Here is a 15,850-nt window from a genome sequence, read left to right as displayed (position 1 = left end):
TAATATATATTATGCCAACAATCATGTCCGTCTGGATGGGCATTGGCGCTTTGCGTCGCATTCCGGCATCATGAAATCCTGACTTACTGACGGATTGAATTCTGACCTATGGCTGACACGTTGCTGGCATGTATTCACGGCTTTGCGTTCTGTGGCATTGATGCCACACCCGTTAAGGTTGAAGTGCAACTTTCCACCGGGCTGCCATCATTCCTGATCGTCGGCCTGCCAGACAAGGCCGTCGCGGAATCCCGTGAACGTGTGCGTGCGGCCCTTTCGGCCATGGGGCTGGCGCTGCCGGCAAAGCGCATTGTCGTGAATCTGGCCCCGGCCAACCTCGCCAAGGAAGGATCACATTTCGACCTGCCCATCGCCCTCGCCCTACTTTGTGTCATGGGGGTCGTTCCTTATGATATGGCGAGCCGGTATGCGGCACTGGGTGAACTCTCGCTTGATGGTGGCATCAATCCCGTATGCGGCGTCCTGTCCGCGGGCATGAGCGCACATGATCTTTCGCTGGGTCTGATATGCCCACGCGCACAAGGCGTCGAAGCACGATGGGCCAGCGAGGCGATGGACATCCTCGCCGCGGACAGCCTCCCTGCCCTTGTCAATCATTTTCGGGGCCAGCAGATCCTGACGCCTGTTGAACTCCCCGACCTTGGGCGGGACACATCCGGTACGCCCACTCTCGACCTGGCAGATGTACGCGGTATGGAAAGTCCGAAGCGCGCGCTGGAAATTGCAGCAGCCGGCGGGCATTCGCTGCTGATGTCCGGCCCACCAGGGGCCGGGAAATCCATGCTGGCCGCACGTCTGCCAAGCATATTACCCAACCTGACAGCAGAAGAAATCCTGGAAGTCAGCCGTATCCACAGCGTCAGCGGCCTGCTATCGGACGGGCATCCGATTATGCGCCCTCCTTTTCGCGACCCGCACCACTCCACCAGTCAGGCGGCACTGGGTGGTGGTGGCGCACGCGCACGCCCCGGCGAAGTCAGCCTCGCACATCGGGGCGTACTGTTTTTGGATGAACTGCCAGAATTTTCCCGCCATGCACTGGAAACCCTTCGCCAGCCCCTTGAAACCGGTTCCATCACAATCGCCCGCGCGGCAGCACACGTGACCTACCCTGCCCGTTTTCAGTTCATTGCCGCCATGAACCCATGCCGTTGCGGATATCTTGGCGATGCCGCGCAGGAATGCCGCAAGGCGCCGCGCTGTGGCGAGGATTATCAGGCCCGCATTTCCGGCCCGCTTCTGGACCGTATGGACATGTATGTACGCGTCGAACCCGTACCCCTGGGGCAGATCGCCGGGCTTGAACGTGGGGAAAGCAGCGCCATCGTGGCCGAACGGGTTGAGGCGGCCTATGCGCGGCAGCGCAACCGGCAGGACGGCCTGCGCAACGCCGAAGCCAGTATCGACCTGTTCCCCATTCAGGCGTCAGCACGCGATTATGCCGTCATGGCCTCCGAACGTCTGCATCTGTCGGCCCGTGGTTATACCCGCCTGTTGCGCGTGGCGCGTACGATCGCAGATCTGGCAAGCGTGGCAGAGATTGAGCAGGGTCATGTTGCCGAAGCCCTCGCCTATCGTTTGCGCCGCCCTGTACGAAGATAAAAAATCCTGTCTTCAGGTGCTTGCATCCCATCAAAGGATCGACTAATAACACCTCACCGAACGGATGGGTGCGTAGCTCAGCGGTAGAGCATCGCCTTCACACGGCGGGGGTCACAGGTTCAATCCCTGTCGCACCCACCATCCGGCCTTCCCCCTATAAAACAGAAATTTCTGGTGAATCTTGTTTCCATAAAAGATTCGCACGGCCACGCCCCCAAAGAGCGATGTCCCGTTTTTTCTTATATAACCCCTTCCCGCCTCTATGCGTCAGTGACCGGACAGGTCGTGCGGCCCGCCCCTGTTTCGGGACGGGCCATATCAATTCCAGCCCGGATTAACGGACCTTCTTTTCCCCCAGGATGTGAAGGCACAGCGCCCGCAGTTCGTCTGCCGTCACGCCCTCCGGGTTATGTTCCGCCTTCTTGGCGATGTTCTTTTCAATACCGGCATGTTCCTTACCAACATGCGCGGCAAGCATGATGACTTCCTCACGGGTCAGCAGCTTGGGTTCATGCTGCCCGCGAGCAGCCAGCTTCTGCAGGTGTTCAGTAGCGGAAGGCGTATGTGAATCGGTCATTTCAGTATCATCCCTTTGTGATTCCATCACTCTATCGTGGCGATCACAGTCCGGTAAGAAACGCACGGGCATGGCGGGGTTACGTGAAAAGCGCGATACCCAGCCCCGCGCCAGGCGCGCAACATCGGGACACTGTTTGAAAACAGCCCCTTGTGCACAGCAGCCTGCCCGGGCAGGTCTTCAGAACCCGAACATATGGTCCAGCGAAAACACGCCATCCGCGCGCAGACGTCCATGATATCCGAACAGGCGGCAGGACTGATCACGGATCATGACATATCCACCCGTCCCCGTGCGATCGATGGCATCCTGCCCGAAAATCAGGTGTGGCCAGAGCGTCAGCGACCCACGTGCGGGAATGCTGACCTGCCTTTCCCCTATCTTCCGGCCCGTTTCGTCATGTAGGACCAGCACGGTAGAAGATCTGTCATGCCACGCGCCCGACACAGGATAGATAAGATGACAGAAACTTGGCGCATGTCCCGCACCAGCCTGCAGGAAAAGACGTGTCGTCAACCCCGGCGGTGGCCCGGAATAAGATTGCGGTTCGTTGCGATAGGTCATGACCGTGTTGAAGATATGCGCCCCGAAACTGGTTTCCGCGACATGTCCCGTCATCAGATCTTCATACCGTATCAGGGCATGCAGCCAGCCATCCGCATGCCCCCCGTCACGGAAGTCATAGACCAGTTCCCCATGCCCTGCCCGCCCGGTGATGTCGGACAGGTCCTGCGCCATCTCAAAACCACGCGTCAGGCACCCAAGAAAACGTGAACCTGACGGTTGCCCCTCCTCGTCAAAACAGTCGATCCGCACTGGCATCGTCTCCAGCGCATGCGACATGGGCGCGGGTTGCAGTGTCGTGCGGTAACGCGCAGGATCGAGCACCGGGAACGGCAGGAGATAGCCCCGCCCGAAAAAACGCGATGGCAGGCTGGCAATCCCGGGATCATGCCCAAGGTCGCTGCGTTCCACATTCAGATGCGCAATGCGGGTGCCGGTAGACGCCCGGATTTCATAGCGCGGACGCACCACATGATAACCGCCATGGAACTCAAGCTGCTCAGGCCATGCGGCATGGGGCAGGTATTCGTTTACGCATACCCCCACCGTTTCATATGGGCCAAGGGGCCGGTCGATGGGAACCCGCGTATCATGACCCATGCGTCCCAACGCCATGGCGTTGGCGGGAACAGGCACCGCATGGCTGTTCTGGACCCACAGGATCACCTTTTCCCCCCGTCGGGGCGCAGGCAGGTTGGCATAGCGTTCGGCAGGCCAGGCATTGGCATCATGCGTGACGGACAGCGTATTGCTGGCATCATCGCCATGGATTTCCAGCGCATATTTGACAACATCATGTCCCGCCACCCCAAGGACATGGATAAAAAGCTGGCCCGTAAAGGCGCCAAGGCCAAAACGACGCCGGACCTGCGCACTCTCCACAATGATTGACTGTTCTGGCGCGAAGGGGCCTTCAACCCAGCTTGCAAGGGGATGGCCATCCTGACCGAACAGGCGCAGCCATAACCGGACTTCGCCCGCACCATAACGTGCCCAGTAATTGGTGGTGACAAGACGGGTGGACAGCCCCCCTTCATCGCGGAAAAATGCATGATTTGTCGCGAAATTCAGGCGATTGAGATAGATCCCCGCGACAGTAAGCATCCCGTCAGGCAACCGGGCATCCGCCAGCGTGAAGATTTCCACCCCCACAGGCAGGATATCACGCAGCCGGGTGCAGACCCGTTCATGTTCGAAATCCAGCGCCCACACAGCCCGCACGGGGGCCTGCGGCAGATCGGCAAGTGCCCGGGTCAGGCCACGGGCTGTTGGCTGCCCCACCTTCTCGCTATCATGGACATAGATACCCTCAATCCGCATTTCCTGCGGCAGGAGCGCAAGGAGGGTAGCCGCATGTCCGGCCGGGTCATAGATCGCAACCGGCCCCTTATCGTGGAACACCCGCACCAGCGCCGCCAGACGCTCCGCCGCCAGGGGATGGGAAAATGCCTTGTAGGCGATATTGCCGCCAGTGCGTGCGTCATAGGTGCGGATATCGAGCATACCTGTTTTATGTCATAATTGCCTGCTGGAAACACGCATTATTCGCAGATCATTTCAGGTTCAGCCTGTGACGCATTTCCAGCGCGACAGCCTGCGTGTCATCCAGCGGCGCAACCGGCCAGTCACGCATGCGCCCGTCAAATACCCGGATACGTCCCGCCTGTGTCAGGTCCTGCATGAACAGCCCGATCCGACGCGAACGCCCCGGCAACGCCGCGACCATGACCGGCGCCTGCGTCGCCACGGCCTCTGATATCATCGAAACACTGTCCGCCGTCACCACAATGGCGTCCGCGCAGGCAAGCAGGCCGAGATAGGGATTCTCCCCTTCCATGTCCCACACCCATGCCCCCTTGGGCGACAGGTGGTGCGACAGGATCTCCCTGACCTCCACACCGGTTCGCCGCGACGGGGTCAGCGCCAGACCCACCCCGTCGCAGTCGATCATCCGCCCGAGCTGCGCGGCAAGGGCGTGCCCCTCCGCCGCACCAAGCCGGAATCGCCCATTCCCCCCACCGACAAGGACACTGACCAAAGGGCGTGGCAGGTGGGCAAGGCGTGGCGCCCATACGCGCCGGGCCTGCGCAAGGCAGTCGGGGGAGACACCATGCAACGCCGTGCGTGACAGTACGACGTTCGGGCCTGAAATCTCGTCATGGCGGTTGGCGATCACCAGGTCGAATTTCCGCAGGTCCATGCGCGGGTTCTGTATCTGCACCACCCGGCCACCGCGTGCCCGCATGGCCGCGCCAACCGCCCCCCCCGTGCCACCGATGCTGATCATCACGCCCGACGGCCCCATACAGGTTGCGGGCATCTGCAACGGACGGATGGCACGCAGGGGCATGGGCCACCATGATGCAGGCAGATAACGCCAGCCGGGGCGTACCATGACCGGGCAGAGCACGGGGGTCAGCCCCGCACGCCGCGCGAGGCCGAAAGCCTGTGATTTCATGCCGGCAAAATCTTCGGCGATCACACCGGCCGTGGGATCGGCGGGGGGCATCAGTGGGGGCGTCATGGCATGCATCTGGCGCACCGGGAATCGCAACGTCAATCCCTTTCCCTTTTCCTGTGGGGGCAAAGCACTGTATGGCTTGGCGCGATGACCGAAGATCCCTGCGCCTCCTTTGTTGAAACCGGCCTTACGGCACCCGTGCGGGACAACCTGTCGCGCATGGGGGTACGCATTCCCTCGCCCATTCAGATACAGGCCATTCCCCCGATTCTGTCCGGGCGGGACGTGGAAGGCATCGCCCCGACCGGCACCGGCAAAACCATCGCGTTTGCCGCCCCCCTTACGCAGCGTCTGCTTGGGGCGCCACATGAACGCATCCCCCATGTGGCACGCATCATCTGCCTGTCCCCCACACGGGAACTGGCCAACCAGACCGGCGGGGCATGGCGCGGATGTGCGAAAGGCACCGGCCTGAAGGTGGTGGTGGCCATCGGTGGCGTGCCAAGGGCGCGGCAGGTGCGCGACCTGGAGGCGGGCGCGGATATCCTTGTCGCCACGCCCGGACGTCTTGTGGACCTGTTATCCGATGGTGCGGTGGTGGCAGATGCCACGACGGCCCTTGTGGTGGACGAGGCTGACCGGATGCTCGATCTTGGTTTCATCGACGACATGATGTCCATCGCATCCCGCCTGCCGGTCACGCACCAGACATTGCTGTTTTCCGCCACCATGCCTGCCGAAATTGTCGATCTGGGGCGCAGGCTGCTGCACCGGCCAGTGCGGGTGAAGGTGGACGCCGCCGATGCCCCGCCACCACGTATCCGCCAGCAGGTCATGTTCATCCCCCCCCGACACAAGCTGGGTGCGCTGGTGTCTTTCCTGTCCACCCACCCGTCGCGGCGTGTTTTGATCTTTACCGAAACCCGGCGGCAGGCGGATGACCTGGCAAACGCTCTGGGACGGGAGATGACATGCGGTGTCATGCATGGTGAACACACGCAGGCGCGACGGGAACGTACGTTGCGTGATTTCCGCGATCACAAGCTGCATGTCCTGATCGCAACGGATGTGATGGCACGGGGTATTGACGTGGAAGATGTCATGCTGGTGGTCAATTACGATATTCCCCGCCAGGCTGAGGCTTATGTACATCGCATCGGGCGTACGGCGCGCGCGGGCCGCCAGGGAAGCGCACTGTCACTCTGCGCACCAGAAGAGCGCCTGTTGCTCAAGGACATCGAACGCGTGACTGGCGCGCGGCTGAAGGCAATCGATCCCCCCGCATAATCCCGACTGGATCAGTCCCACTGAATAATTCCCGCAGCGCAATCTGCCTGCGTAAAGCACGCGTGATGCTGGCGTATAAATGAACGTGCCATGGATTGCAGGCCGTGGGCGAGGCGATAAACTTGCCCCATGACCCCTCGCCTCCGTCCCCACCGGCATCCTGAAGGTGCGTGCTGCCCTGCTGTACGGGACATGCTGCCCGCATGAAGCACCTTCCCCCTGTGGACGCCGTCCCGATACGCACGCGCCGTCGTGGCGTCTTCATGGAAACACTGCCCCCCCCGCCTGCGCCTTTGCCACGGTTCAAGGTCGAGGTTCCTCCCCCCGACCTGTCCGCATGGCGCGAGGGCAATTGCGGCATTCCCGGCGTCATGCATTTCGAAAGCCGCCGTGTCGGACCACATGTCGTGGTGGTGTGCCTGATCCACGGCAATGAATATACCGGCGCGATCGTAATGGACGAATTGCTGCGTGCGCGCATACGTCCCGCCACAGGGCGACTGTCTGTCATCTTCGCCAATATTGGGGCGCTGGCACAGTTTGATCCCGAACGTCCGGTGGCCTCACGCTTCATTGACGAAGACATGAATCGTGTCTGGTCCGAAGACACATTGCATGGCGCACGGTCTTCGCATGAACTTGACCGCGCGCGGCAGATCCTGCCGGTCATCCACACGGCGGACATTCTGATGGACCTGCATTCCATGCTGTGGCCCGGCAGGCCGCTGATCCTGTCGGGGCGGGCTGCGCGCGGCATCACCCTTGCGCAACAGATCGGTGCGACGGAACTGATTGTTGCAGATGACGGCCATGCCGATGGCACACGCCTGATCGACTTTGCACGCTTTTCCTCCCCCCATACGCAGGCACGCGCATGCCTGCTGGAAGCAGGGCAGCACTGGCAGGTGCAAACACTGCATACCGCGCGCAGGGCCGTACGTGCCCTGTTGCGCCCGTCCTGCCTCCTGACAGGGAATATCCAAAAAACATGGGAGGTCGAAAAAACAATCGCCGAAACACCGCCTACACCGCGCATGCGATGCATGGTGGTCACGGACCTTGTTCGTGCGCAGTCCTCGCGCTTTACCTTTGTCTCGCCGTTCTGCGGCGGGGATATCATCGCACAGCGTGGCACGCTGCTGGCACGCGATGGCGATGACGAAATACGTACGCCCTATGACGACTGCATGCTGGTCATGCCCAACCTGCGACCGGGCCGGGGGCAGACCGCGCTGCGCCTTGCACGGCATGTCCCGTGATGGGCGGCAGGCAATAGAGCCCCAAACCCGGTATCGCGAGACGTAATCTGGCGTGGATTTTGACCGTAACACTTTGAAGGACGCCGCCTTCATGGAAAAAGACGGCGCCCGACAGTCACGTCATGACGTTATCCACGAACCTTCGCAGGCGGATAACGCATCAGACCCGATCAGGAATAGATCGGGAAACGCGCGCACAGCGCCTTGACACGTGCATGCACGTCCTGCTCCGTCTTCGGGCAGCCTTCTTCGCCCCCCTTTGCCAGCGCACTCAGCACTTCATCAATCATCAGGCCGACCTCACGGAATTCCGCCGCGCGGAAACCACGTGCCGTCGCAGCCGGACTGCCGAGGCGGATGCCCGACGTGATGGCAGGTTTTTCAGGGTCGAAGGGAATGGCGTTCTTGTTCGCGGTAATGCCCGCGCGTTCCAGACTGCGTTCGGCGGCACGGCCCGTCACACCCTTGGGACGCAGATCAACAAGGATAAGGTGACAATCCGTGCCGCCCGTGACGATATCAAACCCACGTTCCACCAGCGTTTCACCCAGCACACGGGCATTGTCGGCAACCGCCTTCTGATACTCGATGAAATCGGGACGCAGGGCCTCGCCAAAAGCCACGGCCTTTGCGGCGATGACATGCATCAGCGGCCCCCCCTGCAGGCCGGGGAAAACGGCTGAATTGATCTTCTTGGCAAGATCGGCGTCATTGGTCAGGATCAGGCCACCGCGCGGACCGCGCAGGGTCTTGTGCGTTGTGCTGGTCACGACATGGGCATGCGGAAGAGGCGAAGGATACAGTCCCGCCGCGACAAGCCCGGCAAAATGGGCCATGTCCACCATCAAGAAGGCGCCGACCTCATCCGCAATCGCACGGAAACGTGCGAAGTCGATGATGCGGGGATAGGCCGAGCCCCCCGCCACGATCAGCTTGGGCTTTGCCTCACGCGCCAGGCGTTCCATTTCCTCGTAATCCAGCAGGCCGTCTTCCTGACGCACGCCGTACTGCACCGCATTGAACCACTTGCCCGAATAGTTCGGGGCCGCGCCATGGGTCAGATGGCCACCTGCCGCAAGGCTCATGCCCAGCACGGTATCACCCGGCTGCACCAGCGCCATGAATGCCGCCTGGTTGGCATTTGCGCCGGAATGCGGCTGCACATTGGCGAACTGCGCATTGAACATCTTCGTCACGCGTTCGATGGCCAAGGCCTCGACCTTGTCCACCTCCACACAGCCACCGTAATAGCGGCGACCGGGATAGCCTTCGGCGTATTTGTTCGTCAGGACACTGCCCTGCGCGGCCATGACGGCGGCGGACACCATGTTTTCACTGGCGATCAGTTCGATGCCGTCGCGCTGACGGATTTTCTCCGCCTCGATGATATTGGCGACATCCGCATCGACCTCGCTGAGGGGGGCACGAAAAAACTGCTTCAGGCCTGTCTGGTTCATAGGGTCCGACACCGTTATAATTCTCCATCGTCTAAAGACGGCTGATGCCTTCCTTGTGCAAGAGGGCATGGATACAGCGTTGCTATGTGCCATATCGTGGCGGTTAGACAACGCCAAAATGACGGAGCGTCCTGATTTGATCCTTTCCTGTGTCCCGATTGACGGGAAATATCGCGCATGACACGCACCGTAAGCAGTGGTTTCCTTGCATCCCTCCTGCGGCGGCAGGACGTGTCGGCCAAAGCCTCCTCGGCCGGGGGGCTGAAACGCGTGCTGGGGCCGGTCAACCTGATCGCGCTGGGCGTGGGGGGCACGATCGGCGCGGGCCTGTTCTCCCTGACCGGGATCGCCGCCTCCACCAATGCGGGGCCTGCGGTCGTACTGTCCTACCTGCTGGCGGCCATTGCATGCAGCTTTGCCGGGCTGTGTTACAGCGAACTCGCCAGCATGATCCCGATCGCCGGCAGCGCCTATACCTATGCCTATGCCGCGCTTGGTGAACTGGTGGCATGGATCATCGGGTGGGACCTTGTGTTGGAATATGCAGTCGGGGCGGCCGCCGTCTCCGTCAGTTGGTCACGCTATGTGACATCGCTGCTTGCGGGCTGGGGGATCGGGATTTCCCCGCGCCTGACCGCCTCCCCGTTTGAAACGGTACTGCTGTCCGATGGGACGCAGGCACATGGGCTGATCAACCTGCCTGCCGCCTTCATCATCGTGGCCATTTCCTTGCTGCTGATACGCGGCATTTCTGAATCCGCACGGGTCAATGGCGTTATCGTGGTCATAAAGCTGGCGATCATCGCGGCTGTGATCGGCTTTGGCCTGCCCTATATCAAGGTGGCGAACTATACCCCCTTCATTCCGCCCAATACCGGGGAATTCGGGCATTTCGGCTTTTCCGGCGTGATGCGCGCGGCAGGGACGATCTTCTTCGCCTATGCGGGGTTTGACGCCATTTCCACCACCGCACAGGAAACACGCAATCCCGCCCGTGACATGCCGATTGGCATCTTGGGCAGCCTGCTGATCTGCACGCTGGCCTATGTGCTGTTTTCCTTCGTGCTGACAGGGCTGGTCAATTACAAGGACATGCTGGGCGATGCGGCCCCCGTTGCGACGGCCATCGACCAGACACCTTTCGGCTGGCTGAAGGTCGCGGTGAAGATTGGTGTCATCTGCGGATTTACATCGGTACTGCTGGTACTCCTTCTGGGACAGAGCCGGGTCTTTTACGCCATGTCACGCGACGGGCTGCTGCCACGGATCTTCAGTGTGACCCATTCCGTGCGCCAGACGCCCGCCTATTCACACCTGTTCTTCATGCTGCTGACCGGCAGTTTCGCGGCGTTCCTGCCCATCGACCAGCTTGCGCACATGACCTCCATCGGCACATTGCTGGCCTTTGCCATTGTCTGCCTGGGCGTCATCATGCTGCGCATGCATGAACCCGACCGCACCCGCGCCTTTCGCGTGCCGGGGGGATATGTCATCCCGGTGCTGGGCATCATATCATGCCTTGCCGTCATGGCTTCGCTCGACGGGCTGACATGGGTCCGCCTTATCATATGGCTGGCGGTCGGGATCATGATCTACCTCTGCTACGGACATCGCAACAGTGTCCTGGGTCGCAGCAACGCAGGACATAAAGAGGACGATGCATAGGGCACGCACCGGATTTCATGTCCTGCGGGTTAACGCATCATAATTTGGCATCACACAGGCCCGGTTCCATACTCGGGCCGCTTTTTTCAGGAGGCTGCATTTCATGACCATCGGTCGTTTTCCCCATACCCGCCTGCGACGTAACCGACGGGACAGTTTCACCCGTCGCCTTGTGCGCGAAACCACGCTGACGACCGATGACCTGATCTGGCCGATTTTCGTTACCGAAGGCACGGATAGCATCACCGACGTCGCCTCCATGCCCGGTGTGCGCCGCGTCAGCCTCGACCGGTTAGCCGCCCATGTGGAACCTGCGGCAAAGCTGGATATCCCTGCCCTTGCCCTGTTTCCCATCACGCCGACGGAACTGCGTGATGAAAAAGGGACCGAAGCCCTGAACCCCGACAGCCTGATGTGCCGTGCGGCACGCCTGCTGAAGCGTGAATTCCCGGAAATCGGCCTGATTGGCGACGTGGCGCTCGACCCCTATACCAGCCACGGCCATGATGGGTTGATCGAGGACGGATATGTCATCAACGACCCATCCGTGAAAATCCTGACCCAGCAGGCGCTGAACCAGGCGGCAGCCGGGATCGACATCATCGCCCCATCGGACATGATGGACGGGCGCATCGGTTCCATCCGTCAGGCACTTGACGCACAGGGCATGCACGACACGCGCATCATGTCCTATGCCGTCAAATATGCCAGTGCATTCTATGGCCCGTTCCGTGACGCACTGGGATCTGGCGGGTTGCTGAAGGGGGACAAGAAGACATATCAGATGGACCCCGCCAATAGCGACGAAGCCCTGCGTGAGGTTGCCCTTGACCTTGATGAAGGTGCCGACATGGTCATGGTCAAACCCGGCATGCCATATCTGGACATCATCCAGAAAGTGCGTGAAAGATTCGCGGTACCGACCTTCGCCTATCAGGTATCTGGTGAATATGCGATGATCATGGCGGCGATCCAGAACGGATGGCTGGACCGTGATCGCACGATCCTGGAAAGCCTGACTGCCTTTAAGCGTGCGGGCGCCAATGGGGTCCTGACTTATTTCGCACTTGATGCCGCACGGCTCCTGCTCGAAGGCTGATCTGCCCCCCGATACCGACGCGAAAGAGATGTGATCGCGTCGGTATTGCGGTTTGTAATGCGATCCAGCCAAAGATACGTTATCATCACGGCCATCGTTCTGTTTTCCCATCCCTGCGCATTGGTATTTTTAACCGATGGAGGGAATGAAAACGGGCATCGTGAACTGCTGGTGAACCCGTATGACCTATACATCACCACGGCATCCGCAACTGTTCTATACAACTGCGCCGATGCCCTGCCCCTATCTGCCGGAGCGTATGGAGCGCAAGGTCGTTACCGATATTACCGGCCCACAGGCGGAACAGCTTCATAATCGGCTTTCCAGTGCTGGTTTCCGCCGCAGCCACACAATCGCCTATGCGCCGGTCTGCGCCGGATGTACCGCCTGCGTGCCCATTCGCCTGCCGGTCAACCGCTTCCGCCCCGATCGCACGCAACAGCGTATTTTCCGCCGTAACCGCGAACTGCTCAGCATGGATGTCCTGCCCCGTGCGACAGAAGAACAATTCGCCCTGTTCCGGCGATATCAACTGTCACGACATGGCAATGGCGACATGGCAGGCATGAATGCGGGCGATTACCGTAACATGATCGAAGATACGCCCATCCGGACCTTCATGATCGAATTCCGTGACCATAGCGGCCAACTGATCTGTGTCAGCCTGCTGGACCGGGTCGAAGACGGGCTCTCGGCCGTCTATACCTTTTTCGATCCTGATATGCCACGACGTTCCCTTGGTACTTATGCCATCCTGTATCTGGTGGAGCGTGTCCGCATGATGGGGCTGTCACACCTCTATTTAGGATACTGGATCAAGGGTAGCCCCAAGATGGCATACAAATCGCGCTTCCGCTCTGCAGAGATCATGCGGCGTGGCGTGTGGACCGAACTGGTGGAACCCCAGCACGATACGTCACATTTCCTGCCGGTACTGCCGGTTACGGTGGGATAGTCTCTCCTCCCCCCGACAACGGTTTGGGCGGCACGGTTTGAACTGTTCAAGTCCAGAGCATATGTTGACTGGACACCCCATGCCTCCAGAATTTATCGCCCATCAACAATGGAAAAATCCTCTCAATAATATTGGTTTTTTCTGAAGACAGGCGAAACATATTTCTGCCGTAGTGCTTAAAATCTCACATCCAAATAAATCATTAATACTTCCATACGCAAATAAAAAACCATTAGATCATATTATTTCTTATAAGAGATAAAATTTATAGATACAATGCTTTCATTTACTTAATTAAATTTATGATTTCAGTGTTATTGTACGAAAAAACAAATAGAAAAATAAATACTACATGAATTATATTATGGAAAATCTCTCCATGTGGGAACCATTCCAAAAGAGATGTTGTAGAGGCACAGACACACATGACGCCCATTTGAATATATTTCTATTTTTTTTGTAGGATATTATGCATCTTAATTTGCATGTTTATGCGAATTATCCAAGGGCACTCTTAGGTGCCCTTGGATAATTGCTAGATACTGGTTTTCCGCCCGAGATGATATCAGGGGATATCTGTTCTGGGTACCTGGCTTTGCGGGGGTCAGTGATTCTGGATTTGCATGAAAATGGCTGACAGAGCGGAAAACCGACTTTAAGGCTCTACACAGCTTTCTACAAACACCTGTTCTTGTGCCTGTAAGGCATTGATTTTATTTCAGAAAAATAATGGCTGGGGGACCTGGATTCGAACCAGGGCTGACCGGGTCAGAGCCGGTAGTTCTACCGCTAAACTATCCCCCAGCAGATCTACCCCGTTAAGGTAGAAAGCGCTGTCGTTGCGGTGAAGGGGTGATAGCATCGGTGCATGAGGTACGCAACCACCTTTTTTCGATCTTTTCATGCAATTACATATTTGACTTGCGTTTAATGCAGGACAGTCCCCACAATGATGGAATGCCTTGAAAGGCAAAGGATTGCACGCATGCTCCACGACGTTCCCCGTCCCGCTGTGCCGGGACAAGGCCACCAGATGTTCGGGATGTCTGATTTCAGGCGTCTTCCGTACGCCGCGCCCTTGTACGCGGCTCTGGATCTGGGAACTCACAACTGCCGCCTGATGGTGGCCGCCCCTGCCGGACGCGGCTTTCGTGTCATAGACAGCTTCAGTCGCGTCGTGCGGCTTGGCGAGGGACTGCATCACACGGGACGCCTTGGGCAGGATGCGATGGCCCGCACGGCCGACGCCCTGCGGGCATGTGCCTTACGAATGCGCCGTGCCGGACTGAAGAAATATACAGCCATCGCGACGGAAGCCTGCCGTCGTGCTGAAAATGGGCTGGCGTTCCTTGATGGCATCCGCGCCGAAACCGGGTTGTCCATTTCCATCATCTCCGCGCGCGAAGAAGCGGAACTGGCGCTGACAAGTTGCGCCTCGCTGTTGCATGACGGTCGCTTCTCCCCCCTGCGGGAACGTGCATTGCTGTTTGATATCGGTGGCGGATCGACGGAAATTGCATGGGTGCGTACAGACCATGCCCGCGCGCGGCAGTCCCTGATCGGGTATCTGAGCCTGCCGATGGGCGTGATCACCATATCGGAACAGCTTGGCGATTCGGCATTTACGCCCGGGGGATACCGGCACATGGTCGCGATGGTCCGTGCGCAGCTGGAAGCGTTTGAGGACGTACATTGCATCCGGCGTGAAATTGCATGTGGCAATGTCGTATTGATGGGCACCAGCGGTACGGTAACGACGCTGGCCAGTGTCGCGCTGGGACAGGTCCGTTATGACCGGTCCATGATTGACGGCGCGACCCTGTCGATGACGCAGGCGCTGAAGGTGATCAGGCGACTGAATAGCATGGATCGGGCGGGGTTGTCCGGCCATGTGGGAATCGGCCCTGACCGTGCGCGCTATATCATGGCGGGTTGCGCGATTTTCGAGGCAATCCAGCAGGCATGGCAGGTGCCCGAAGTGGTCGTGGCGGATCGAGGATTGCGTGATGGCATGCTTTTGCGCATGATTGACAGGAGTTCGCGTATCGCTTTGCAGCCGGTACCTTCATCCTTTTCTCCTGTCCGGCACAAGCTGAGGCCGACGAACGGTCCCTTACATGAAACGACGACCAGCAGACCCTAAACCCAGAATTCCGGGAAAATCACGTTCCAGCAGCCTGACCCCCGGCGAAACCCTGTCCAGTGCCGATTCCGGCGCTGTCCGTTCCGCCCGGAACCAGACCGTGACCGTCAAGAAGGCGCGCGGCCGCACCACGGCGCAGCATCGCTGGCTTCAACGGCAGCTTAACGACCCTTACGTGCAGGCGGCACAGAAACAGGGCTGGCGTTCACGTGCCGCATTCAAGCTGATAGAGCTTGATGACCGTTTTCACCTGATCCGGCCGGGCATGCGCGTGGTTGATCTTGGCGCGGCCCCCGGTGGGTGGGCACAGGTGGCGGTAAAACGGGGGGCAAGCCACGTCATAGGCGTGGACCTGTTGCCGGTTGACCCGGTGCCGGGCGCCACAATCATCGAGGGGGATTTTAACGATCCCGACATGCCAGAACGCCTGCGTGAACTGCTTGACGGTGCGCCGGACCTGGTGATGTCCGACATGGCCCCCAATACCACCGGACATGCCCCGACGGACCACCTGCGCATCATCGGACTTGCCGAACTGGCACTGGACTTTGCGACCCAGATTCTCGCACCAGGGGGGAGCTTCATTGCCAAGGTGTTTCAGGGAGGGGCGGAAAAGCAGATGCTTCAGGCACTGAAACGTTCCTTTGGGCAGGTCCGGCATGCAAAGCCACCAGCCAGCCGCAAGGAATCCAGTGAACTTTATGTCATCGCCACCGATTTCCGGGGACGTGATACGAACTAAGTGCCGGGGGCCTGTCCC

Annotated in this window: 12 protein-coding genes and 2 tRNA genes; 9 read left to right on the top strand and 5 right to left on the bottom strand. The window is 59.4% G+C overall.

All coding sequences use genetic code 11. The features are described 5' to 3' along the window. Positions 1-108: 108 nt before the first annotated feature. Positions 109-1,623, top strand: a complete 1,515-nt coding sequence (locus tag IFJ82_RS07465; RefSeq protein ID WP_192266153.1) for a YifB family Mg chelatase-like AAA ATPase — start codon at positions 109-111, stop codon at positions 1,621-1,623. 66 nt (positions 1,624-1,689) lie between these two features. Continuing rightward, positions 1,690-1,764, top strand: a tRNA-Val gene (locus IFJ82_RS07460). Positions 1,765-1,957: 193 nt separating this feature from the next. Here the strand turns inward: IFJ82_RS07460 and IFJ82_RS07455 are convergent. The 3 genes from IFJ82_RS07455 to IFJ82_RS07445 all read right to left on the bottom strand — a co-directional run bounded on the left by IFJ82_RS07455 (position 1,958) and on the right by IFJ82_RS07445 (position 5,273). Next, entirely contained in the window at positions 1,958-2,200 is a 243-nt protein-coding gene (locus IFJ82_RS07455) for a hypothetical protein (protein WP_192266152.1), read from the bottom strand. A 180-nt stretch (positions 2,201-2,380) separates the two neighbouring features. Then, positions 2,381-4,267, bottom strand: a complete 1,887-nt coding sequence (locus tag IFJ82_RS07450; RefSeq protein WP_192266150.1) for a hypothetical protein — start codon at positions 4,265-4,267, stop codon at positions 2,381-2,383. 49 nt (positions 4,268-4,316) lie between these two features. After that, positions 4,317-5,273 carry a mitochondrial fission ELM1 family protein gene (locus tag IFJ82_RS07445; protein WP_192266389.1) on the bottom strand — a complete coding sequence of 319 codons (957 nt, stop codon included), beginning with the start codon at positions 5,271-5,273 and terminating at the stop codon, positions 4,317-4,319. A gap of 99 nt (positions 5,274-5,372) precedes the next feature. Between IFJ82_RS07445 and IFJ82_RS07440 the strand changes: the two genes are divergently transcribed. Further along, entirely contained in the window at positions 5,373-6,512 is a 1,140-nt protein-coding gene (locus IFJ82_RS07440; RefSeq protein WP_062809883.1) for a DEAD/DEAH box helicase, read from the top strand. 203 nt (positions 6,513-6,715) lie between these two features. Next, on the top strand, positions 6,716-7,771 hold the full coding sequence (locus IFJ82_RS07435) for a M14 family metallopeptidase (protein WP_075624256.1): 1,056 nt from the start codon (positions 6,716-6,718) through the stop codon (positions 7,769-7,771). 170 nt (positions 7,772-7,941) lie between these two features. On the opposite strand, the gene glyA is transcribed toward IFJ82_RS07435, so the two are convergent. Next, positions 7,942-9,228 (bottom strand): serine hydroxymethyltransferase, encoded by a 1,287-nt coding sequence (gene glyA, locus IFJ82_RS07430; RefSeq protein WP_062808915.1) that lies wholly within the window; start codon positions 9,226-9,228, stop codon positions 7,942-7,944. Positions 9,229-9,405: 177 nt separating this feature from the next. On the opposite strand from glyA, the gene IFJ82_RS07425 reads away from it, so the two are divergent. The 3 genes from IFJ82_RS07425 to IFJ82_RS07415 all read left to right on the top strand — a co-directional run bounded on the left by IFJ82_RS07425 (position 9,406) and on the right by IFJ82_RS07415 (position 12,947). Continuing rightward, on the top strand, positions 9,406-10,893 hold the full coding sequence (locus tag IFJ82_RS07425; RefSeq protein WP_192266146.1) for an amino acid permease: 1,488 nt from the start codon (positions 9,406-9,408) through the stop codon (positions 10,891-10,893). 103 nt (positions 10,894-10,996) lie between these two features. Further along, the gene (gene hemB, locus IFJ82_RS07420; protein WP_062808916.1) at positions 10,997-11,992 is read left to right on the top strand and encodes a porphobilinogen synthase; all 996 of its coding nucleotides are present in this window, start codon (positions 10,997-10,999) and stop codon (positions 11,990-11,992) included. A gap of 181 nt (positions 11,993-12,173) precedes the next feature. Further along, entirely contained in the window at positions 12,174-12,947 is a 774-nt protein-coding gene (locus tag IFJ82_RS07415) for an arginyltransferase (RefSeq protein WP_062808917.1), read from the top strand. A 730-nt stretch (positions 12,948-13,677) separates the two neighbouring features. Here IFJ82_RS07415 and IFJ82_RS07410 read toward each other — a convergent pair. Then, positions 13,678-13,751: transfer RNA gene (locus IFJ82_RS07410), tRNA-Gln, on the bottom strand. Between the two features lie 181 nt (positions 13,752-13,932). On the opposite strand from IFJ82_RS07410, the gene IFJ82_RS07405 reads away from it, so the two are divergent. After that, positions 13,933-15,090 (top strand): Ppx/GppA phosphatase family protein, encoded by a 1,158-nt coding sequence (locus IFJ82_RS07405; protein ID WP_225578811.1) that lies wholly within the window; start codon positions 13,933-13,935, stop codon positions 15,088-15,090. Next, the gene (locus IFJ82_RS07400) at positions 15,065-15,832 is read left to right on the top strand and encodes an RlmE family RNA methyltransferase (RefSeq protein ID WP_062808918.1); all 768 of its coding nucleotides are present in this window, start codon (positions 15,065-15,067) and stop codon (positions 15,830-15,832) included. The genes IFJ82_RS07405 and IFJ82_RS07400 overlap by 26 nt, the downstream gene beginning before the upstream one ends. Positions 15,833-15,850 lie beyond the last annotated feature (18 nt).

Origin of the sequence: Novacetimonas hansenii (assembly GCF_014843995.1) — a bacterium.
Lineage (GTDB): Bacteria > Pseudomonadota > Alphaproteobacteria > Acetobacterales > Acetobacteraceae > Novacetimonas > Novacetimonas hansenii.
This window is presented reverse-complemented; position numbering and strand designations above follow the sequence as displayed.

Excerpts from the sequence above, each read along its gene's own strand:
- IFJ82_RS07400 (WP_062808918.1), top strand. The coding sequence starts at position 15,065 with ATGAAACGACGACCAGCAGACCCTAAACCCAGAATTCCGGGAAAATCA.
- IFJ82_RS07415 (WP_062808917.1), top strand. The coding sequence starts at position 12,174 with ATGACCTATACATCACCACGGCATCCGCAACTGTTCTATACAACTGCG.
- IFJ82_RS07405 (WP_225578811.1), top strand. The coding sequence starts at position 13,933 with ATGCTCCACGACGTTCCCCGTCCCGCTGTGCCGGGACAAGGCCACCAG.
- IFJ82_RS07425 (WP_192266146.1), top strand. The coding sequence starts at position 9,406 with ATGACACGCACCGTAAGCAGTGGTTTCCTTGCATCCCTCCTGCGGCGG.
- IFJ82_RS07465 (WP_192266153.1), top strand. The coding sequence starts at position 109 with ATGGCTGACACGTTGCTGGCATGTATTCACGGCTTTGCGTTCTGTGGC.
- IFJ82_RS07440 (WP_062809883.1), top strand. The coding sequence starts at position 5,373 with ATGACCGAAGATCCCTGCGCCTCCTTTGTTGAAACCGGCCTTACGGCA.
- IFJ82_RS07455 (WP_192266152.1), bottom strand. The coding sequence starts at position 2,200 with ATGACCGATTCACATACGCCTTCCGCTACTGAACACCTGCAGAAGCTG.
- hemB (WP_062808916.1), top strand. The coding sequence starts at position 10,997 with ATGACCATCGGTCGTTTTCCCCATACCCGCCTGCGACGTAACCGACGG.
- IFJ82_RS07445 (WP_192266389.1), bottom strand. The coding sequence starts at position 5,273 with ATGCCCCCCGCCGATCCCACGGCCGGTGTGATCGCCGAAGATTTTGCC.
- IFJ82_RS07435 (WP_075624256.1), top strand. The coding sequence starts at position 6,716 with ATGAAGCACCTTCCCCCTGTGGACGCCGTCCCGATACGCACGCGCCGT.
- glyA (WP_062808915.1), bottom strand. The coding sequence starts at position 9,228 with ATGAACCAGACAGGCCTGAAGCAGTTTTTTCGTGCCCCCCTCAGCGAG.
- IFJ82_RS07450 (WP_192266150.1), bottom strand. The coding sequence starts at position 4,267 with ATGCTCGATATCCGCACCTATGACGCACGCACTGGCGGCAATATCGCC.